The sequence below is a fragment of the Rhodocyclaceae bacterium genome (assembly GCA_020248265.1).
Taxonomy (GTDB): domain Bacteria; phylum Pseudomonadota; class Gammaproteobacteria; order Burkholderiales; family CAIKXV01; genus CAIKXV01.
The window spans coordinates 383,650-404,633 of the sequence record JADCHX010000011.1 but is presented as its reverse complement, the minus strand read 5'-3'; the positions used below and the strand labels follow the sequence as shown (position 1 = coordinate 404,633).

Here is a 20,984-nt window from a genome sequence, read left to right as displayed (position 1 = left end):
GGACGCAGCGGGGGTCTGGGTCGCCGGCACCGCGCCGGGCGTCTTGTCAGCGGTAGTTCGCATCGGCCATCCTGTCGCGGGCGATCTGTTCCTCGTAGCGGTCACCGATCGCCAGCAGCATTTCCTTGGTGTAGACCAGGTCGCCGCGCCGCTCGCCGTGGTACTCGAGGGTGCGCGTCTCGACGATCGAATCCACCGGGCAGGACTCCTCGCACAGCCCGCAGAAGATGCACTTGGTGAGGTCGATGTCATAGCGCGTCGTGCGCCGGGTGCCGTCATCGCGTACATCGGACTCGATGGTGATGGCCATCGCCGGACACACGGCCTCGCAAAGCTTGCACGCGATGCAGCGTTCCTCGCCGTTCGGATAGCGGCGCAGCGCATGCAGGCCGCGGAAGCGCGGACTCTGCGGGGTCTTCTCCTCCGGATACTGCACGGTGATCTTGCGGGCGAACAGGTTGCGCCCGGTCAGCATCATGCCGCGCAGCAGTTCGAGCAGCAGGAACGATCGGAAGAAACTCTGGATGCGGGTCATCATCGGGGGCCTCTGCGCATTTCCATGGCTCAGAACCACCAGCTGAACGGCGGCCAGTTGCGGATCGGATCCATCAACGCAACGCCGACCACCATGATCCAGACCAGCGTCAGCGGGATGAACACCTTCCAGCCCAGGCGCATGATCTGGTCGTAGCGGTAGCGCGGGAAGGTCGCACGCAACCACAGGAAACAGAACAGCAGGAATGCGATCTTCAGGAACAGCCAGTGCGCGCCAGGTCCGAACAGCAGGCCCACGACCGGGATCGCAGCCAGCGAATCGACCTGCACCGGCGGCAGCCAGCCGCCGAGGAACATCAGCGAGGCCAGCGCCGAGATCAGGATCATGTTCGCGTATTCGGCCAGGAAGAACACCGCGAACGCGGTGCCGGAATACTCGACATGGAAGCCGGCGACGATCTCGGACTCGCCCTCCGCCACGTCGAACGGCGCGCGGTTGGTCTCGGCGACGCCGGCGATGAAGTAGACGAGGAACAGCGGCAGCAGCGGCAGCAGGTTCCACGACCAGAAGCCGCCGCCCTTCTGCGCATCGACGATGCCGCCCAGGTTCAGCGTGCCGGAGACCATCAGGACCCCGACCAGCGCGAAGCCCATCGCGATTTCGTAGGACACGATCTGCGCCGCCGAGCGCATCGCGCCGAGGAAGGCGTACTTCGAGTTCGACGCCCAGCCGGCAACGATCACGCCGTAGACCCCCATCGAGGTCAGCGCGAGCACGTAAAGAAGGCTCGCATCGATGTCAGCGAGCACCGCCTCGGGACCGAACGGCAGCACCGCCCAGGCGGCCAGCGCCGGCATGATCGACAGGGTCGGGGCGATCAGGAACAGGAACCGGTTCGACCCGGTCGGGACGATGATCTCCTTGAAGATCAGCTTGAACACGTCTGCGAACGGTTGCGCCAGACCCGCCGTCCAGCCCATCCCGAACGCCATCACCCGGTTCGGTCCGATGCGCAGCTGCATGTAGCCGATCACCTTGCGCTCCGCCAGCGTCAGGAAGGCCACGCAGATCGTGATCGGCAGCACGATCGCGAGGATCTTCACCAGGGTCCAGACCACGGGCCAGGCCGGGCCGAACAGGTTCTCGAAGAATTCCATCGTCGCCCCCTCAGCTCACGGTCTCGGCAGGCACGGCCCGGGCGGGCGCCGCAATGCGCTCGATCGAGAGCGCACCAGTGCCGCCGGCGGGGGCGCCGAGCGGGAACGTCGATGCATGCCCGGCCGCAAGCAGCAGGCAGCCCGCGGGCAGCCGAGGGTCGAGCACGGCAGGAAACAGCGCACTTGCGCCGCCGGTGCCGATGCGCACCGAATCGCCAGGCTGCAGGCCGGCGCCCTGCCAGAGGTCCGTCGCCAGTGCCGCTTCCAGCGGCGCCGCATCGCGCGTCTTCTGCAGCGGCGGCGAGCGGCGCGCGAGCGCGTCGGCATCGTGGATGCGTACCGGCGCGACCCGTTCGATACCCGTCGGCGCAGCGGGCGACGCATCGACGGCCAGCGACGCGCGCAGCGCATTGTCGCAACCGGCCGCCGGCAGGCCGTCGAGCGACAGCGCAGCCCGCACGGCATCGGACGAATCCTGGTCGAACCCCGGCAGGCCGAGCAGGTTGCCCAGCACGCGCAGTACCTTCCACGCCGGGCGGGTGTCGCCCAGCGGGCGCACCACGCCGGCGAACGACTGCGCGCGGCCCTCGGCGTTCACGAAGGTACCCGCGGTCTCGGTGAACGGGGCGACCGGCAGGATCACTTCGGCGTAGTCGAGCGCACGGTGTTCGAACGGCGACATCGCGACGACGAACTCGGCGGACTTCATCGCGGCCAGCGCTGCCGCGCCATCGGCGCAGTCGAGTTCGGGCTCGACGCCGAGCAGCACGTAGGCCTTCCGGGGCGATGCGATCATCGCCCGTGCATCGAGGCCACCGCCGGACGGCAGCGCACCGGCCAGTACCGCACCGACGCTGTTGGCGGCTGCGCCGAGATGGCCGAAGCGCGCGCCGGTCAAGGTCGCCAGCGCCTGCGCGAGGACTTCGAGCTCGGCATAGCGCGGATGCTGCACGGCCAGGTTGCCGAGCCAGACCACCCCGTGCGCCGCGCGCACGAGATCGTCGGCAGCCTGCCTGGACTGCGCAGACACCGTGACCTCGGCCAGCGCGGCGTCGAGGCCGGCCGGAAGCGCGGCACCCTTCGCCTCTGCGGCAGCCTTCACCACGGCGGCCAGCGTGGCAACCATTGCCGACGGTGCGACCACCTGCTCGCCCGCCAGCGGCATCAGCGGATCCTGGGCGAGCGGATTGAGCAGGTGTACCCGTGCCTGCCGCTTCGCGGCCTGGCGCAGCCGCTGCGCGAGCAGCGGATGGTCCTTGCGCAGTACGCTGCCGACCACCAGGACAGCATCCGCCTGGCCGACCTCGGCCACCGGCAGCCCCAGCCAGGGTGCGCCACTGCGCGATCCGTCGAGACGGAAGTCGACCTGGCGCAGGCGATGGTCGACGTTGTCCGAGCCGAGGCCACGCACCAGCTTCGCCAGCAGGTACAGTTCCTCGACGGTCTGGTGCGGCGAGGCCAGCGCGCCGATCGAATCGGTGCCGTGGCTGGTCGCGATCGACTTCAGCCGGCCTGCCACGTGTTCGAGCGCCTGCGGCCAGTCGACCTGTTCCCAGCGCCCGTCACGCTTGAGCAGCGGCTGTACGAGCCGCGTCTCGGCATTCAGCGCTTCGTAGGAGAATCGGTCCTTGTCGGAGATCCAGCACTCGTTGATCGCCTCGTTTTCCAGTGGCAGCACGCGCATCACGCGGTTGCCCTTCACCTGCACCATCAGGTTCGAGCCGAGGCTGTCGTGCGGGCTCACCGACTTGCGGCGCGTCAGTTCCCAGGTGCGGGCGGTGAACCGGAACGGCTTGGAAGTCAGCGCCCCCACCGGACAGACATCGATCATGTTGCCGGACAGTTCCGAATCGACGGTGCGCGCGACGAACGGCATGATCTCGCTGTGCTCGCCGCGGCCTGCCATGCCCAGTTCCATCACCCCGGCGATTTCCTGTCCGAACCGCACGCAGCGCGTGCAGTGGATGCAGCGCGTCATGTCGGTGGCGATCAACGCGCCGAGGTTCTTGTTGGGCACTACCCGCTTCATTTCGTCGTAGCGCGACTCGCTCGCGCCGTACCCGACCGCGAGGTCCTGCAACTGGCATTCGCCGCCCTGGTCGCAGATCGGGCAATCGAGCGGATGGTTGATCAGCAGGAACTCCATCACGCCCTTCTGCGCCTGCACGGCCTTGGGCGAGTGGGTGGATACCTTCATGCCTTCGGTGACCGGCGTCGCGCAGGCGGGCAACGGCTTGGGCGCCTTCTCGACCTCGACCAGGCACATCCGGCAGTTGGCGGCGATGGTCAGCTTCTTGTGGTAGCAGAAATGCGGCACGTAGATGCCGAGCGCATTCGCGGCTTCCATCACCATCGCGCCGTCGCGTACCTCGACCGGTTTGCCGTCGACTTCCAGCTTGGCCATCGTTGCTATCGCTCTCTCAGACGTACGGGCCGACCAGGCACCGCTTGTGGTCGACGTGGTACTGGAACTCGTCGCGGAAGGCCTTGATGAAGGCCCGTACCGGCATCGCGGCCGCATCGCCCAGTGCGCAGATCGTGCGCCCCTGGATGTTGTCGCAGAGGTTCAGCAGGAGGTCGAGGTCTTCTTGCCGGCCCTTGCCGTGCTCGATGCGGTCGACGACCCGGTACAGCCAGCCGGTGCCTTCGCGGCACGGCGTGCACTGGCCGCACGATTCCTCGTAGTAGAAGTAGGACAGGCGGTGCAGGCAGCGCACCATGCAGCGGGTCTCGTTCATCACGATCACCGCGCCCGACCCGAGGAACGACCCGGCCTTCTGGATCGAGTCGTAGTCCATGTCGAGTGCCATCATGGTGTCGGCAGGCAGCACCGGCATCGACGAGCCGCCGGGGATCACCGCCTTCAGCTTCGCGCCATCGCGCATGCCACCGGCCATCTCGAGCAGCTTCGCGAACGGCGTGCCGAGCTTGACCTCGTAGTTGCCCGGGCGTGCGACGTCGCCGCTGACCGAGAAGATCTTCGTGCCGCCGTTGTTCGGCTTGCCGAGGTTCAGGAACGCCTCGCCGCCGTTGTTGATGATCCACGGCACCGCGGCGAAGGTCTCGGTGTTGTTGATCGTGGTCGGCTTGCCGTACAGGCCGAAGGTGGCCGGGAACGGCGGCTTGAAGCGCGGCTGTCCCTTCTTGCCCTCGAGCGACTCGAGCAGCGCGGTCTCTTCGCCGCAGATGTAGGCGCCGTAGCCGTGGTGCGCATGCAGCTGGAAGCTGAATTCGCTGCCCAGGATGTTCTCGCCGAGGTAGCCTGCGGCGCGCGCCTCTTCGAGAGCTTCCTCGAAGCGCTCGTAGACATCCCAGATCTCGCCGTGGATGTAGTTGTAGCCGACCGTGATGCCCATCGCATACGCTCCGATCGCCATCCCCTCGATCAGGATGTGCGGGTTGTAGCGCATGATGTCGCGGTCCTTGAACGTGCCCGGCTCGCCCTCGTCGGAGTTGCAGACGAGGTACTTCTGGCCGGTGTAGTTCTTCGGCATGAAGCTCCACTTCAGGCCGGTCGGGAACCCGGCACCGCCGCGCCCGCGCAACGCGGACTTCTTCAGCTCGCCGATCACCACGTCCGGCGGGATCTTCTCGGACAGGATCCTGCGGATCGCCTGGTATCCACCGCGCGCCTCGTAGTCGCGCAGGCGCCAGTTGGTGCCGTCCAGGCCCTTCAGGATCACCGCATCGGGGCCGTAGATGCCGGCCTCGAACGGGGGCAGCGGTGCGTTCATCGGCCGCCCTCCTTCGGCGTGGCACCGGCTGCGCCCGCGCGGTGCTCGGCGCGCAGCTGTTCGACCAGTGCATCGATGCGTTCGGGCGTCATCCAGGAGAGCATTGCACGGTTGTTGCGCATCATCACCGGAGCATCGCCGCAGGCGCCCATGCACTCGCCCTCCTTTAGCGTGAAGCAGCCGTCGGCGGTGGTCTCGCCGAAGCCGATGCCGAGCGTCGCCTTCAGGTGTTCGGCCGCGGCACCCGCGCCCTGCAGCTGGCAGGGCAGGTTCGTGCACAGCGTGAGCTTGTTGCGACCGACCGGCGCCAGGTCGTACATGGTGTAGAACGTCGCGACTTCATACACCGCCACTGCCGGCATGCCGATATGCCGGGCGACGGCATCCATCACGGCCGTGGACAGCCAGCCGTTTTCTTCCTGGGCGATCGCCAGCGCGGCCATCACCGCGGACTGGCGCTGGTCCGCCGGGTACTTGGCAATCGCGCGATCGATGCGCAAGATCGCGCCGGCCGACAGCACGGCCTCACCGTCGGGACTGGCGGAGGTGCGGCCGCCTTCGGCCGCTGGCACGGGTGCGTTCATCGCGCGGGGGTCAATCCATCGGTCATCGGGTTGCTCACCGGTCGCTCATCGATCAATTTCGCCGAACACGATGTCCTGGGTGCCGATGATCGCGACCACGTCCGCGATCATGTGGCCGCGGGCCATCTCGTCGATCGCCGCCAGGTGCGGGAAGCCCGGCGCGCGTATCTTCAGGCGGTAGGGCTTGTTCGCCCCGTCGGACACCAGGTAGATGCCGAATTCGCCCTTAGGATGCTCGACCGCCGCGTAGGCCTCGCCGGCCGGCACATGCATGCCTTCGGTGAACAGCTTGAAGTGGTGGATCAGCTCTTCCATGTTCATCTTCATGTCGACCCGGTGCGGCGCGGCGACCTTGTGACTGTCGCTGATCACCGGGCCCGGGTGCTTGCGCAGCCAGTCGACGCACTGCCGGATGATGCGGTTCGACTGGCGCATCTCCTCGATGCGGACGAGGTAGCGGTCGTAGCAGTCGCCGTTGGTGCCCACCGGGATGTCGAAGTCGAGCTGATCATAGACTTCGTACGGCTGCTTCTTGCGCAGGTCCCATTCGATGCCGGAGCCGCGCAGCATCGGACCGCTGAATCCGAGCTGGAGCGCGCGCTCGGGCGACACCACGCCGATGCCGACGGTGCGCTGCTTCCAGATGCGGTTGTCGGTGAGCAGCGTCTCGTACTCGTCGACACAGCCCGGGAATCGCTCGGTGAATGCCTCGATGAAGTCGAGCAGGGAACCCTGGCGATGCTCGTTCAGCCGCCTGAGGTCGGACTCGCTGCGCAGCGGCGACGGGTCATACTGCGGCATGCGCCCGGGAAGGTCGCGGTACACGCCCCCCGGCCGGTAGTACGCCGCGTGCATGCGCGCGCCCGAAACCGCCTCGTAGCAGTCCATCAGGTCTTCGCGCTCGCGGAAACAGTACAGGAAGACGGTCATCGCGCCGATGTCGAGCCCGTGCGCGCCCAGCCAGAGCAGGTGGTTCAGCGTGCGCGTGATCTCGTCGAACATCACGCGGATGTACTGCGCGCGGATCGGTGGCGCCACGCCCGTGAGCTTCTCGATCGCCATCACGTACGCGTGCTCGTTGCACATCATCGACACGTAATCGAGACGGTCCATGTACGGCACCGACTGCAGGAACGTGCGTGTCTCGGCCAGCTTCTCGGTGGCCCGGTGCAGCAGTCCGATGTGCGGGTCGGCGCGCTCGATCACCTCGCCATCGAGCTCGAGGACGAGGCGCAGGACGCCGTGGGCCGCCGGATGCTGCGGCCCGAAGTTCATCGTGTAGTTCTTGATTTCGGCCATACGCTTGCTCAGCCCTTGCGGAAGCCTTCGCTGTCGGCGTAGTTGTCTTCGCGGATCACGCGGGGCACGACCTCGCGGGGTTCGATGCTGACCGGCTGGTAGATCACCCGCCGCTGGTCCGGGTCGTAGCGCATCTCGACGTACCCCGAGACCGGGAAATCCTTGCGGAACGGATGTCCGACGAAGCCGTAGTCGGTGAGGATACGGCGCAGGTCGGGGTGGCCTTCGAACACGATGCCGAACAGGTCGAAGGCCTCGCGCTCGTACCAGTTCGCGCCGGCCCAGACGCCGGTCACCGAAGGCAGCACCGGGAAGTCGTCGTCGGTCGCGAAGGCGCGTACACGCAGCCGGGCATTGTGTTCGAGGGAGAGCAGGTGATAGACCGCCGAGTAGCGTGCACCATCCCAGGCACCGTCGCCGTAGCCCGACCAGTCGACACCACAGAGGTCGACGAGTTGCGCGAAGCGCAGCCCGGCCTCGTCGCGAAGCCGGGTCATCGCCTCGATGAGCCTGGCCGGCGCCACCGTCACCGTCAGTTCGTCGCACGCGAACTCGACGTTCGCTGCCGCATCACCGAGCGCGGTCTGCACCCTCGACTGAAGTTGATCGGGAGGAAGGCTCATCGTGCGATCGTGCTCTGCCGCTTGATCTTGTTCTGCAACTGGATGATCCCGTAGAGCAGCGCCTCGGCGGTCGGCGGACAGCCTGGGACGTATATGTCCACCGGGACGATACGGTCGCAGCCGCGCACCACGGAATACGAATAGTGGTAGTAGCCGCCGCCGTTCGCGCATGAGCCCATGGAAATCACCCAGCGCGGCTCGGCCATCTGGTCATAGACCTTGCGCAGGGCCGGAGCCATCTTGTTGCACAGCGTGCCGGCGACGATCATCACGTCGGACTGGCGCGGGCTCGGGCGGAAGATCACGCCGAAGCGGTCCATGTCGTAGCGCGCCGCGCCCGCATGCATCATCTCGACCGCGCAGCAGGCAAGACCGAAGGTCATCGGCCAGAGCGATCCGGTGCGTGTCCAGTTGATCAGTTTGTCGGCCGAGGTGGTCACGAAGCCACGGTCGGCGCCCGGGAATACCGGCGCGGGCGCACCCGACTGCACACCTGCAGCGGGCATGGCGAGATCGCTCATCGGCTGCTCCTTTCGATGCCGCCGGTCATTCCCATTCCAGCGCACCCTTCTTCCATTCGTAGACGAAGCCCACCACCAGCACCATCAGGAAGATGAACATCGCACCGAGCCCGAACCACCCGATGTCTTCCAGCACCACCGCCCACGGAAACAGGAAGGCGATCTCGAGGTCGAACAGGATGAACAGGATGGCGACGAGGTAGTAGCGCACGTCGAACTTCATGCGCGCATCCTCGAACGCCTCGAAACCGCACTCGTAGGGCGACAGTTTCTCGGGATCGGGCCTGTTGGCGCCGGTCGCGGAACTGGCGATCCAGCCGACCAACGGAAGCACGAGCCCGAAAGCGAGCCCGACGCCGATGAACAACAGAATGGGCAGGTAACTTTCCAGCACAGCTAGCTCAACCGTCGACTATGCACATCTTTGGCCCCCCGGCTTACCCGGTACACCCTCGCGCGTCGGCCGGCCTGCCGGAGGTCGGCCGGACCGTGCGAGGGCCACGATAACGCAGCCGCTGCGCTCGTCCGGAACATCACGACCCGAACGAGTGGCGTGCGCTGCAATCACGCGTCTGGAGGCATCAGGCGCGGCGCGAGGGACCGCTTTGCGCCTTGCCATGCTGCCGATCCATCACTTTCGCCGGACCCATGCACTGCACGGAACCCGGAACTGCTGGTGCCCACGATCAGACTCGAACTGATACGGCTTTCGCCACTGCCCCCTCAAGACAGCGTGTCTACCAATTCCACCACGTGGGCAAACTGCCTGCGACCCCCGTATTGTCGCCTACTTTCGTCCTTCCGGGTTCATCCGTCCTGCGTTTTACTTCGGAATATCTTGCGCCTTCGATGCTCCGCCCTTTACGGCTTCGGCAGGAACGGAAGGCACCGGTACCGCGGGCGCACCAGCAGCCGGGGCACCCGGCACCGGGATCTGCGAGGCCGGCGTGGCCGGAGCCGCCGGCACCCGCTCCATCAGACCGCGAGAGGCACCGGTGTTGGCCGCGACATAGGTCAGCACAAGGCTCGTGATGAAGAATACCGTGGCCATGATCGCGGTCATCCGGCTCATGAAGTTGGCCGATCCGCTGGAACCGAACAGGCTGCCGGCCGAGCCGCTGCCGAATGCCGCGCCCATGTCGGCGCCCTTGCCCTGCTGAAGCAGCACGAAGACGACGATCGCGCCGGCGGCAAGCACGTGAAAGAGGAGGATGAAATTCTGGAGCATCTGGTGGATTCCTGTGGTTCCGGCAGTGCAGGCCGAGGGTAGCCGGCGAGGGTCAGGCGCAGGCGCGGCAGATGGGCTCGAAATCGGCCATCTTCAACGAGGCACCGCCGATGAGGCCGCCATCGACGTCGGGCATCGCGAAGAGTTCGGCGGCATTCGAAGCCTTGACGCTGCCGCCGTACAGCAGAGACACCGAGGCACCGGCCGGGCCGAGCCGTCTGCGCAGGAAGGCATGGACGGATTGAACCTGGTCGGGCGTTGCATTGCGGCCGGTGCCGATCGCCCACACCGGTTCGTAGGCGATCACGCATTGCGCGACATGGTCGTGGCCAAGCACTTCGATACAGACCGACAACTGGCCGGAGATCACGACCTCGGTCATGTCGGTCTCGCGTTCCTCGAGCGTCTCGCCCAGGCAGATGATCGGCGTCAGGCCGACGGCGAGGGCCGCGGCGGCCTTCCCGGCGACCTGCGCGCTGGTCTCGGAATGATGCGCCCGCCGCTCGGAGTGGCCAACGATCACGAACGATCCGCCGAAGTCGGCGATCATCGCCGCCGACACTTCGCCAGTATGCGCACCCGATGGGTGGACACTGACATCCTGCGCACCCCAGCGCACCGCACTCCCGGACAGGCGGTCTCGCGCCTGGGCAAGATAGGGAAACGGCACGCAGACCGCCACCTCGAGGGCCGCCGTGGCGCCAGCTGCCGCTGCCGGGAACGCCGACGCGCAGTCGCCCAGCAGCACCGCGTTTCCCGCCAGTGTGCCGTTCATCTTCCAGTTGCCCACGACGCGCCTCGTCCTCAACGCATCGTCCCCCAACGCCTGGTGCTCATATCGCCGGCACGCATCCCGCTTTTATCTGAAGTAGAACCGCGGGATTGTACCGGCCGAGACGCAGGCCGGTCAAACTTCGACGACTACGACTACGACTGCGGCAGCCGCGCCGTCGTCCCGGCGACGTCAGCCGAAGCGCCCGGTGATGTAATCCTCGGTCTGCTTGCTGGTCGGCTTGATGAAGATCGACTCGGTGACGCCGACCTCGATCAGCTCGCCGAGGTACATGTAGGCGGTGTAGTCGGACACCCGCGCGGCCTGCTGCATGTTGTGGGTGACGATGACGACCGTATAGTCACGCTTGAGTTCGTTGATCAGTTCCTCGATCTTCGCGGTGGAGATCGGGTCCAGTGCCGAGCAGGGCTCGTCGAGCAGCAACACTTCCGGCTTGATCGCAATGCCGCGCGCAATGCACAGTCGTTGCTGCTGGCCGCCGGACAGGCTGGTGCCGCTCTGGTGCAGCTTGTCCTTGACCTCTTTCCAGAGCGCCGCCTGGTTCAACGCCCACTCGACCCGCTCGTCCATGTCTGACCTGGACATCTTCTCGAAAAGACGCACGCCGAACGCGATGTTCTCGTAGATCGTCATCGGAAAGGGCGTCGGCTTCTGGAACACCATGCCGACCCGGGCACGGATCAGCGAGACATCGTCCTTGGTCGAAAGGATGTCCTCACCGTCGAGCAGCACCCGACCTTCCGCACGCTGCTCGGGGTACAGTTCGAACATGCGGTTGAGCACGCGCAGGAGCGTCGACTTGCCGCAGCCGGACGGACCGATGAAGGCGGTGACGCGCTTCTCCGGGATCGTCAGGTTGATGTTCTTCAGCGCATGGAACTTGCCGTAGTAGAAGTTGAGGTTGTCGACCAGTATCTTGGTCTGCTCGACCGAAGCGGGGACCTGCACCTGCGGCGCGTCGGTCGGCTTCTGGAGTTCTGCATTGAGCACGGTTCAGTCCTTCTTGCGGAACATGACGCGCGCGATGATATTCAGCGCGAGTACACCAAGGGTGATCAGGAAGACGCCGGTCCACGCCATCTTCTGCCAGTTCTCGAACGGGCTTAGCGCGAACTTGAAGATGGTCACCGGCAGGTTGGCCATGGGCTCGGAGAGGTCCATGCTCCAGAACTGGTTGGACAGGGCGGTGAACAGCAGCGGCGCGGTCTCGCCGGAGATGCGGGCGATCGCCAGCAGCACGCCGGTCACCACGCCGGCGCGCGCGGCCTTGAGCGTGACCAGCGTGATCACCCGCCACTTCGGCGCGCCGAGCGCGTACGCCGCCTCGCGCAGCTGATTCGGGATCAGCTGCAGCATGTTCTCCGTCGTGCGCACCACGACCGGTATGACGATAAGCGCCAGCGCGAGCACGCCGGCGAAACCGGAAAAGGTGCGCGTCTTCGCCACGATCACGGCGTAGATGAACAGACCGATCACGATCGACGGGGCCGACAGCAGGATGTCGTTGACAAAGCGCGTCACGTTGCCGAGCAACGTGCGCTGGCCGTATTCGCCCAGATACACCCCCGCCAGCACGCCGATCGGCGTGCCGATAAGCGTGGCCAGGCCCACGATCACCAGCGAACCGTAGATGGCGTTCGCCAGGCCGCCCCCCTCGACGTTGGGCGCCGGTGTCATCTCGGTGAAGATGGCAATCGAGAGGCCGCCGATGCCGCGGACCACGGTGTCGGCCAGGATCCAGATCAGCCACACCAGCCCGAACGCCATCGCGGTCAGCGACAGGCTCAGGGCGATGATGTTCACCAGCTTGCGGCGGCGATGCGCTGCCAGCCGCTGCGCGTTTGCCGCCAGCGCGCTCATGAACGCCCCCCTTCGGCACGTTCCAGGCGGGCGAGCAGCACCTTGGATGAGGTGAGAACGACGAACGTGATCAGGAACAGGATCAGCCCGAGCTGGATCAGCGACGCCTCGTGCAGGCTGCCTGGATTGGCCTCGGAAAACTCGTTCGCGAGCGCCGAGGTGATGCTGTTCGCGGCATCGAAAAGCGACACACTGTTCAGCTGGTTCACGTTACCGATCACGAAGGTGATCGCCATCGTCTCGCCCAGGGCGCGGCCGAGGCCGAGCATGATGCCGCCGATCACGCCAGCCTTGGTGTACGGCAGCACGATGCGCCAGACGACTTCCCAGGTTGTCGCGCCAAGGCCATACGCGGACTCCTTCAGCATCGGCGGCGTCACCTCGAACACGTCGCGCATCACCGAGGCGATGAACGGGATGATCATGATCGCCAGGATCACGGACGCGCACAGGATGCCGATACCTACCGGCGGGCCCTGGAACAATGCGCCGAGCCCGGGCACGTCGCCGAAAGCCTTCTGCAGGGGAATCTGCACGTAATCGGAGAAGATGGGCGCGAACACCAGCAGGCCCCACATGCCGTAGACGATGGACGGAATGGCCGCCAGCAACTCGATGGCCGTGCCGAGCGGACGCCGCAACCAGCCCGGCGACAGCTCTGTCAGAAAGATCGCAATGCCGAAGCTGACAGGCACCGCGATCAGCAGCGCAATGAGCGACGTCACCAGCGTGCCGTAGATCATCACCAGCCCGCCGAAACGCTCCTTCACCGGGTCCCATTCAGCTGTCCAGAGGAAGGACAGGCCGAATTCGCGCATGGACGGGATCGCGCCCGCGACCAGGGAAAGAAGGATTCCGAGCAGAAGCCCGAGGGTAATCAGCGCGGCACCGGTCGTCAGGACGGCGAAGACCTGGTCGCCAAGCCGGTCGTCACGACGAATTGCTGTTGGTGCCGGGGGGCGCGGCTCTGCAGTCTGGTCAGTTGCACTTACGGGCAGGATCGCCGCCATCACATTCTCCCGGCTTCGGACGAAGGAACGGGACCGGTTCTTCCACCGGCCCGTCCAAGGGACAGGAAACCGCCGCTACTTCGTCGGTACCGGCTTGCCGTTCGTATCGCGCATCTCGCTCCAGAGAGCCCGTACCGACTTCACGACGCTCGGCGGCATCGGCACGTAGTCGAGTTCGAGAGCCGTCTTGCTGCCATTCTCGTATGCCCAGTCGAAGAAGCGAACTACTGCCGTCGCATTCTCGGGACGTTCCTGGACGCGATGCATCATGATGAACGTCGCGCCGGTAATCGGCCAGGCATCCTTGCCACGCTGGTTGGTCAGGATCTGGTAGAACGATTTCGACCAGTCGGCACCTGCGGCCGCAGCGGCAAACGTCAGATCATCTGGAGCGACGAAATTGCCTGCAGCATTGCCCATCAGCGCATAGGGCAGCTTGTTCTGCCGTGCATACGAGTATTCGACGTAACCGATCGAGTTCGGCAGGCGCTGCACGAACGCGGTCACGCCCTCGTTGCCCTTGCCACCGGCGCCCGTAGGCCAGTTGACCGAGGCGCCCTCGCCCACCTTCGACTGCCACTCTGCGCTGACCTTCGACAGGTAGTTGGTGAAGATGAAGGTCGTCCCGGAGCCGTCGGCGCGCCGCACCGGCGCGATCTGCGCGTCCGGCAGCTTGACACCCGGATTGAGCTTGACGATCACCGGGTCGTTCCAGCGGGTGATCTTGCCCAGATAGATGTCGGCCAGGATCTCGCCGGTCAGCCGAAGCTGGCGCGCCTGCAGGCCGGCAATGTTGATGATCGGCACTACGCCGCCGATGACCGTGGGGAACTGGAACAGTCCGTCCTTGGCCAGTTCCTCATCGGTGAGCGGCACGTCCGACGCGCCGAAAAACACCGTCTTGCCACGGATCTGGCGCAGACCGCCACCGGATCCGATCGACTGGTAGTTCATGCGCACGCCGGTGGCCTTGTTGTAATCAGCGGCCCAGCGCGCGTACAGCGGCGCAGGGAAGGTCGCGCCGGCGCCGGTGATCTCGGTAACCTGGGCGATCGCAGCCGAGGCTGCCACGAAAGTCAACGTGGCGGTTGCGGCGGCAAGCAGGCGGCTCAGTTTCATGTCGTCGATTTCCTCTTCGTCTGGTTTGCGGCCGAGTCTAGCGCCACCACATGACAGGACTGTTACTGTCAAATCCCCACGCCGAAGGCTTCAGCCAGCCTTGCCGATCGCCGCCGCGATCGATTCGGCGCAGCCGCGCGACAACGATTCCCTGTCCGACTCGACCATCACCCGCACCACCGGCTCGGTCCCCGATGGCCGCAACAGCACGCGTCCGCGCGATCCCAGCGCCTCGCCGGCATCGGCCACTGCCTTCACAACGTCAGGATCGTCGCGGTAGGCCGCCGGCTTGTCGGTGCGGACGTTGATGAGTACCTGCGGGAACAACACCAGCGAACCCGCGATCTCGGCCAGGGTCCGCTGCCCTCGCTGCATTGCAGCAAGCACCTGCAGCGCCGAGACGATGCCGTCGCCGGTGGTATGGCGGTCGAGACAGAGGATATGCCCGGAATTTTCGCCACCGACCTGCCAGCCGCGCGCGCGCAACTGCTCGAGCACGTAGCGGTCGCCGACCGCCGCGCGCGCGAACGGAATGCCGCGCGCCGCCAGCGCGCGCTCAAGCGCGAGGTTCGTCATCAGCGTACCGACCACGCCACCGACCAGCTCGCCGTGCTCGTGGCGATCGACCACGATCGCATGCAGCAGCTGGTCGCCGTCGTAGACGGTGCCGTCCTGGTCGCACATCAGCAGACGGTCGCCGTCGCCGTCCAGCGCGATGCCGAGGTGGGCGCGATTGGCCTTCACCGCGTCGCGCAGCGCGGCCGGATGGGTCGCCCCGAAGCTGCGGTTGATATTGAAGCCGTCGGGCTGGTTGCCGATCGGGATCACATCGGCGCCCAGTTCGTGGAACACCGGCCCGGCGACATGGTAGGTCGCGCCATGGGCAGAATCGACCACGATGCGAAGCCCGCGCAGGTCGCGCTCGGCCGGGAAGGTGCCCTTGCAGAACTCGATGTAGCGCCCGCCGGCATCGGTGATCCGCCGCGCGCGGCCAAGACTGGCGGATTCGCGCGTGATCATCGGTTCATCTACCACCCGCTCTATCTCGAGCTCGACCGCGTCCGGCAGCTTGTTGCCATCGCCGGAGAAAAACTTGATGCCGTTGTCCTCGTACGGATTGTGCGAGGCACTGATCACGATACCTGCCGACAGACGCAGCGCGCGCGCGAGGTAGGCGACCGCGGGCGTCGGCATCGGACCACACAGGTATACATCGACCCCGGCGGCAGACAGCCCGGCCTGCAGAGCGGATTCGAGCATGTAACCGGACACACGCGTGTCCTTGCCGATGACCACCGCCGGCTGCGCCGGCGCGCGGCCCGGCCCGGGCGTGGAGCCCTCGCCGGGCTGCTCGGCGAAGCCCGCCAGCACGCGGCCGGCGGCATTGCCCAGGCGCATCACGAAATCAGGGGTGATCGGGGGCTGGCCTACGCGGCCGCGCACGCCGTCGGTGCCGAAGTACTTGCGGGTCAAGGGTGAGGTCTTGTGCCTGTGGGGTTGGACGCGTCGAGCGCGCGCCAGACAGAAAGGGCATCCCGCGTCTCGCGCACGTCGTGGACCCTGATTATGTCAGCGCCGTGCAGCGCGCACCACAGAGCGCCGCCGACGCTGGCCGCCAGCCGTTCGCCGGTCGCCCGCCCGGTGAGCGCACCGAGCATCGACTTGCGCGACAGGCCGACCAGCACAGCGCAGCCGAGCTGGCGAAAACGCGGCAGGGCATGCAGCAGCGCCACGTTGTGCTCGAGCGTCTTGCCGAAACCGATGCCGGGGTCCACCGCGATCCGCTCGCGCACGACGCCCGCGTGGACCAGCGCATCCACCCGGCCGGACAGGAAAGCGTAGACCTCGGCCACGACGTCGTCGTAACGCGGCTCGCGCTGCATCGTCGCCGGCGTGCCCTGCATGTGCATCACGCAGACGCCCGCCTCGCTCTCGGCCAGCGTCTCCAGGGCACCCGGCGTACGCAGGCCCTGGATGTCGTTGATGATCGACGCGCCGGCGGCGATCGCGGCACTCATCACCGCCGGCTTCACTGTATCGACCGAGATCGGCACGCCGGCGTCGACCAGCCCTTCGATCACCGGCAACACCCTCTGCATCTCGTCCGACACGCTGACCTCGGCCGCACCGGGGCGGGTCGACTCACCGCCGACGTCGAGGATGTCCGCACCCTCGTCGACCAGCGTCCCGCCGTGCGCCAGCGCCGCTGCGGCATCGAGGAACTTGCCGCCGTCGGAGAACGAATCGGGCGTGACGTTGATCACGCCCATCAGGCGGGGCACGTCGAGCGACAGGCGATACCGCCCGCAGCTCCAGTATCGGCGCACGGAACCGTCCCTGCGTGCGTGCTCAGGCCTCGGTCGCGGGCGTCGTGGACGGCGCGGGCGCACTCGGCGTGGAGGCGTTGCCACCACCCGGCGACGAGGCCGGCGGCTGGGACGGCTTCGGCGGACGCGGCGGGCGACCTTCCATGATGTCCTGTATCTGCTCGGCATCGATCGTCTCGAACTCGAGCAGGGCATTGGCCATCGCATGCATCTTGTCGGAGTTCTCTTCGATCAGCCGGCGCGCCAGCGTGTACTGCTGGTCGATGATGCGTCGGATCTCGGCGTCCACCTGCTGCATGGTTGCCTCGGACACGTTCTTGTGCGTGGTGATCGAGCGGCCGAGGAACACTTCGCCCTCGTTCTCGCCATACACCATGGTGCCAAGCTCCTTGCTCATGCCCCACTGGGTAACCATCTTGCGTGCAAGGTCGGTGGCCCGCTCGAAGTCGTTCGAGGCGCCGGTGGTCATCTGGCCCATGAACACTTCTTCGGCGATACGACCGCCGAACAACACGGCGATGTTCTGCAGGATCTGCTCGCGGTCCATGCTGTAGCGGTCTTCGACCGGCAGCTGCATGGTGACGCCGAGGGCGCGGCCGCGCGGGATGATGGTGACCTTGTGTACCGGGTCGGTCTTGTCGAGCATGCGCGCGACCAGTGCATGGCCGGACTCGTGGTACGCGGTATTCTTGCGCTCGTGTTCGGGCATGACCATCGACCGGCGCTCAGCGCCCATCATGATCTTGTCCTTGGCCTTCTCGAAGTCGTCCATGTCGACCAGGCGTTTGTTCTTGCGCGCGGCAAACAGCGCGGCCTCGTTCACCAGGTTGGCGAGGTCGGCACCGGAGAAGCCGGGGCAGCCGCGTGCCAGGATGTCCGCCCGCACGTCCGGCGAAATCGGAACCTTGCGCATGTGCACCTGGAGGATCTGCTCGCGGCCCCGGATGTCGGGCAGCGGCACCACCACCTGGCGGTCGAAGCGGCCCGGGCGCAGCAGCGCCGGATCGAGCACATCCGGACGATTGGTCGCGGCGATGACGATCACGCCGACCGCGCCCTCGAAACCATCCATCTCGACCAGCAGCTGGTTGAGGGTCTGCTCGCGCTCGTCGTTGCCACCACCCAGCCCGGCACCGCGCTGGCGGCCGACGGCATCGATCTCGTCGATGAACAGGATGCACGGTGCATGCTTCTTCGCCTGCTCGAACATGTCGCGCACCCTCGCCGCACCGACGCCGACGAACATCTCGACGAAGTCCGAACCCGAGATCGAGAAGAATGGCACCTTGGCTTCGCCGGCGATCGCCTTGGCGAGCAGCGTCTTGCCGGTACCCGGGCTGCCGACCATCAACACGCCGCGCGGGATGCGGCCACCCAGCTTCTGGAACTTGGACGGGTCGCGCAGGAAATCGACCAGCTCGGACACTTCTTCCTTCGCCTCTTCGCAGCCGGCCACGTCGACGAAGGTGATCTGATTGCTGTTCTCGTCGTGCAGCTTGGCCCGGCTCTTGCCGAACGAGAACGCCCCGCCCCGCCCGCCGCCCTGCATCTGGCGCATGAAGAACACCCAGACCGCGATCAGCAGCAGCATCGGGAACCAGGAGACGAAGATATTCATCAGCAGCGACGGCTCTTCCTCCGGCTTCGCCTCGATGATCACGCCGCTCTTCAGCAGGTCGCTGACCAGCCATGGATCGGAAGGGGAGTAGGTGACGAAGCGCTTGCCGTCGCTGCGCAGGCCCTTGATGACCCGGCCCTCGATGGTGACCTTGGCAACACGGCCCGCCTTCACCTCTTCGATGAACTGGGAGTACTCCAGCGTGTTGCTCTGGACCTGGCGCGTGTTGAACTGCTGGAAAACGGTCATGAGCACAAGGGCTATGACCAGCCAGATCGCGACGTTCTTCACGAGGTTGTTCAAGCGCTGCTCCTGCTGGGGTCACGTGCGGGCGATGACCCGCGCGAAAGCGAACATTCTAAACCTGAAACCTGCCGGGTACGGCCCCGGCCCTGCCCCGACCAACGCGGCCAGCCCTGACTGTGCTGCCTGATGCATCCATATCGACCAAAACCGGCGTGCCTGCAGCGCTTTAGCCGCCTGCCGGCCGTTTCAGCTGACGGCCCAGCAGGAACTGCTCGCTGCTGCGGTCGCGCGAGGCCGCCGGCTTGCGGCTGGCGACCGTCCTGAAGGTTTCCATCATCTGTGCCCGGAAATCCGGGTAACCCGCACCCTGGAATGTCTTTACCAGAAAGGCGCCGCCCGGGGCCAGCCGTCCGCGGGCGAACTCCAGCGCCAGTTCTGCCAGGTTCACCGCGCGCGCCTGGTCCATCGACGCGATACCCGAGATATTGGGGGCCATGTCGGAAAGCACAAGGTCGACCGGCCGGCCGGCAAGCCGGGCATCGATCTGCGCCAGAACTGCATCGTCGGTGAAATCGCCCTGAATGATCTCCACGCCGGGCAGCGGTTCGATCTCCAGCAGGTCGACCGCGATCAGCCGGCCAGCCGGCTGGATGCGCTTCACGGCGTACTGGGCCCAACTGCCCGGCGCTGCGCCGAGGTCGATCACCGTCGCGCCCGGCCGCAGGAGGCGGTCCTTGCCGTCGATCTCGGTCAGCTTGTAGACCGCCCGGGACCGGAACCCTTCCTTGCGCGACAACAGGACGTAGGCGTCGTTCTCGTGTTCCCTGAGCCAGGTGTTGCTGCTGTTCGAGCGTTTCATCGCCGTGCCGGTCCGTCAACGGCCCCACGCGGGATGCGCTGGCCGGCCGTGCAGATTACACTTCGCGACCCTGCCGTGCCGGAGCACCGATGCCTGCAATCGAACTCACCCCCGCCGAGCGCAAGGCGCTGAAGGCCGACGCCCATGCTCTGTCGCCAGTCGCCGCGATCGGCAAGGCCGGCATCACGCCGGCCGTCCTGAAGGAAATCGACCTCTGCCTGCGCAGCCATGCGTTGATCAAGGTGCGCGCCGGCTCCGACGAACGAGAAGAGCGGGCCGGCTGGCTGCACGCTCTTTCAGAGCAACTCGACTGCGCACCGGTGCAGTCGATCGGCCGCGTGCTCGTGCTGTGGCGTCCGAAGCCGGACGAACCGGCAGCAGCGCCGTCGCGTTCACGCAAGCCGGCGGGTCCGGCGCGCAAGCGCACCAAGCGCGCCTACCAGTCACACTGAGCCCCGGTAGCGCGGCACGCTGCGGCACTGCCCGCCCAGGCTGCCAGCCGGAGCCCGGCAGAGGTGCCCCGGATCAGCGCAGGCCGGTACGCTGCAGCAGCACCATGGCGACCGCCAGCATGCACTGCACCAGGTAGAGCACGCTGGACACGCCGTGCCAGGTGCCGAAGCGCTCCCGGAACACGCTCTCGACGATTTCCTTGGCCAATTGCTGCTCACGCAGCCCGGCCAGGATCGGCTGTACGCCGAACTTTCCGACCAGCACCAGGGCCAGCATCAGCAGCACCACCCAGGTGAAGCCCTGACGGAACGCCGAGCCACCGAAGCGTACGATACGGAACAGCAACAACCAGGATGCGCAGCCGATGCCGATCCACGCCACGCTGTCGAACAGCACCCCGGCGAGGCGTCCGGCGAGAGCGCGGTCGTCCAGCACCGAGAACAACGTCGGCGCGACCAGCAGGCCGACGGCCCAGAGGGCCCCTGCCCAGCCCGCGACCGCAAGCCAGTGCAGTGCTTCACCAAGCCGTTTCAATCGGACCGCCTCAGATGTACTTGACGTCGAGCACTTCGTACTCGCGTGCGCCACCAGGGGCCTGGACCTCGGCGATGTCGCCGGCATACTTGCCGATCAGTGCACGCGAGATCGGCGACGAAATGCTGATCTTGCTCTGCTTGATGTCGGCCTCGTCGTCTCCGACGATCTGGTAGGTCACCACGTCACCGGAGGCGAGGTCCTCCAGTTCCACCGTGGCGCCGAACACGACCCGCCCTTCTGCGTCGAGCAGCCGGGGGTCGATCACCTGCGCGTTGGACAGCTTGCCCTCGAGTTCCGCGATGCGGCCTTCGATGAAACCCTGACGTTCCTTTGCCGCATCGTACTCGGCGTTCTCGGACAGGTCGCCATGCGCACGCGCCTCGCTGATCGCTGCGATCACTTCATGCCGTGCCACGGTCTTCAGGTGGTGAAGTTCGGCGCGCATCTTCTCCGCGCCGATAACGGTCACCGGAACAGTCGCCATCGGGACAGCCTCGATATGGTTGGTTGGAAAGGCGGC

Annotated in this window: 22 protein-coding genes and 1 tRNA gene; 1 reads left to right on the top strand and 22 read right to left on the bottom strand. The window is 66.3% G+C overall.

All coding sequences use genetic code 11. From position 1 onward, the window contains the following. Positions 1-46: 46 nt before the first annotated feature. The 20 genes from nuoI to ING98_12735 form a co-directional block, all read right to left on the bottom strand. On the bottom strand, positions 47-535 hold the full coding sequence (nuoI, locus tag ING98_12830) for an NADH-quinone oxidoreductase subunit NuoI (GenBank protein MCA3102752.1): 489 nt from the start codon (positions 533-535) through the stop codon (positions 47-49). 29 nt (positions 536-564) lie between these two features. Continuing rightward, a complete protein-coding gene (nuoH, locus tag ING98_12825) occupies positions 565-1,653 on the bottom strand; it encodes an NADH-quinone oxidoreductase subunit NuoH (protein MCA3102751.1) in 1,089 nt (362 codons plus the stop codon). Between the two features lie 10 nt (positions 1,654-1,663). Next, positions 1,664-4,057 carry an NADH-quinone oxidoreductase subunit G gene (locus ING98_12820; GenBank protein MCA3102750.1) on the bottom strand — a complete coding sequence of 798 codons (2,394 nt, stop codon included), beginning with the start codon at positions 4,055-4,057 and terminating at the stop codon, positions 1,664-1,666. Positions 4,058-4,073: 16 nt separating this feature from the next. After that, positions 4,074-5,387 carry an NADH-quinone oxidoreductase subunit NuoF gene (nuoF, locus tag ING98_12815; GenBank protein MCA3102749.1) on the bottom strand — a complete coding sequence of 438 codons (1,314 nt, stop codon included), beginning with the start codon at positions 5,385-5,387 and terminating at the stop codon, positions 4,074-4,076. Then, a complete protein-coding gene (nuoE, locus tag ING98_12810) occupies positions 5,384-5,908 on the bottom strand; it encodes an NADH-quinone oxidoreductase subunit NuoE (protein ID MCA3102748.1) in 525 nt (174 codons plus the stop codon). The genes nuoF and nuoE overlap by 4 nt, the downstream gene beginning before the upstream one ends. Positions 5,909-6,016: 108 nt before the next feature. Then, positions 6,017-7,270, bottom strand: coding sequence for an NADH-quinone oxidoreductase subunit D (locus ING98_12805; protein ID MCA3102747.1), 1,254 nt, complete (start codon positions 7,268-7,270; stop codon positions 6,017-6,019). An 8-nt stretch (positions 7,271-7,278) separates the two neighbouring features. Beyond that, positions 7,279-7,893, bottom strand: a complete 615-nt coding sequence (locus tag ING98_12800) for an NADH-quinone oxidoreductase subunit C (GenBank protein ID MCA3102746.1) — start codon at positions 7,891-7,893, stop codon at positions 7,279-7,281. Beyond that, positions 7,890-8,399, bottom strand: a complete 510-nt coding sequence (locus tag ING98_12795; protein ID MCA3102745.1) for an NADH-quinone oxidoreductase subunit B — start codon at positions 8,397-8,399, stop codon at positions 7,890-7,892. The genes ING98_12800 and ING98_12795 overlap by 4 nt, the downstream gene beginning before the upstream one ends. Positions 8,400-8,439: 40 nt before the next feature. Beyond that, entirely contained in the window at positions 8,440-8,808 is a 369-nt protein-coding gene (locus ING98_12790; protein MCA3102744.1) for an NADH-quinone oxidoreductase subunit A, read from the bottom strand. 280 nt (positions 8,809-9,088) lie between these two features. Then, positions 9,089-9,173, bottom strand: a tRNA-Leu gene (locus ING98_12785). Positions 9,174-9,237: 64 nt separating this feature from the next. Next, a complete protein-coding gene (secG, locus tag ING98_12780) occupies positions 9,238-9,642 on the bottom strand; it encodes a preprotein translocase subunit SecG (protein ID MCA3102743.1) in 405 nt (134 codons plus the stop codon). Positions 9,643-9,694: 52 nt separating this feature from the next. After that, on the bottom strand, positions 9,695-10,417 hold the full coding sequence (locus tag ING98_12775; GenBank protein MCA3102742.1) for a triose-phosphate isomerase: 723 nt from the start codon (positions 10,415-10,417) through the stop codon (positions 9,695-9,697). A 189-nt stretch (positions 10,418-10,606) separates the two neighbouring features. Beyond that, positions 10,607-11,383, bottom strand: coding sequence for a phosphate ABC transporter ATP-binding protein PstB (pstB, locus tag ING98_12770; protein MCA3102741.1), 777 nt, complete (start codon positions 11,381-11,383; stop codon positions 10,607-10,609). Between the two features lie 45 nt (positions 11,384-11,428). Beyond that, a complete protein-coding gene (gene pstA / locus ING98_12765) occupies positions 11,429-12,295 on the bottom strand; it encodes a phosphate ABC transporter permease PstA (GenBank protein MCA3102740.1) in 867 nt (288 codons plus the stop codon). After that, positions 12,292-13,305 (bottom strand): phosphate ABC transporter permease PstC, encoded by a 1,014-nt coding sequence (gene pstC / locus ING98_12760; protein MCA3102739.1) that lies wholly within the window; start codon positions 13,303-13,305, stop codon positions 12,292-12,294. The genes pstA and pstC overlap by 4 nt, the downstream gene beginning before the upstream one ends. A 75-nt stretch (positions 13,306-13,380) precedes the next feature. Beyond that, entirely contained in the window at positions 13,381-14,424 is a 1,044-nt protein-coding gene (pstS, locus tag ING98_12755) for a phosphate ABC transporter substrate-binding protein PstS (GenBank protein MCA3102738.1), read from the bottom strand. 90 nt (positions 14,425-14,514) lie between these two features. Beyond that, on the bottom strand, positions 14,515-15,897 hold the full coding sequence (gene glmM, locus ING98_12750; GenBank protein ID MCA3102737.1) for a phosphoglucosamine mutase: 1,383 nt from the start codon (positions 15,895-15,897) through the stop codon (positions 14,515-14,517). Further along, on the bottom strand, positions 15,894-16,694 hold the full coding sequence (gene folP, locus ING98_12745; GenBank protein MCA3102736.1) for a dihydropteroate synthase: 801 nt from the start codon (positions 16,692-16,694) through the stop codon (positions 15,894-15,896). Before folP ends, glmM begins: the two co-directional genes overlap by 4 nt. Before the next feature lie 79 nt (positions 16,695-16,773). Then, the gene (gene ftsH / locus ING98_12740) at positions 16,774-18,672 is read right to left on the bottom strand and encodes an ATP-dependent zinc metalloprotease FtsH (protein ID MCA3102735.1); all 1,899 of its coding nucleotides are present in this window, start codon (positions 18,670-18,672) and stop codon (positions 16,774-16,776) included. 169 nt (positions 18,673-18,841) lie between these two features. Further along, complete coding sequence (locus tag ING98_12735) at positions 18,842-19,474, bottom strand: RlmE family RNA methyltransferase (GenBank protein ID MCA3102734.1); 633 nt, start codon at positions 19,472-19,474, stop codon at positions 18,842-18,844. An 89-nt stretch (positions 19,475-19,563) separates the two neighbouring features. Between ING98_12735 and ING98_12730 the strand changes: the two genes are divergently transcribed. Further along, the gene (locus ING98_12730; GenBank protein MCA3102733.1) at positions 19,564-19,926 is read left to right on the top strand and encodes a YhbY family RNA-binding protein; all 363 of its coding nucleotides are present in this window, start codon (positions 19,564-19,566) and stop codon (positions 19,924-19,926) included. A 73-nt stretch (positions 19,927-19,999) separates the two neighbouring features. Here the strand turns inward: ING98_12730 and ING98_12725 are convergent, their stop codons facing one another. Beyond that, on the bottom strand, positions 20,000-20,548 hold the full coding sequence (locus tag ING98_12725; protein ID MCA3102732.1) for a DUF4149 domain-containing protein: 549 nt from the start codon (positions 20,546-20,548) through the stop codon (positions 20,000-20,002). Further along, entirely contained in the window at positions 20,472-20,948 is a 477-nt protein-coding gene (gene greA / locus ING98_12720; protein MCA3102731.1) for a transcription elongation factor GreA, read from the bottom strand. Before greA ends, ING98_12725 begins: the two co-directional genes overlap by 77 nt. Positions 20,949-20,984 lie beyond the last annotated feature (36 nt).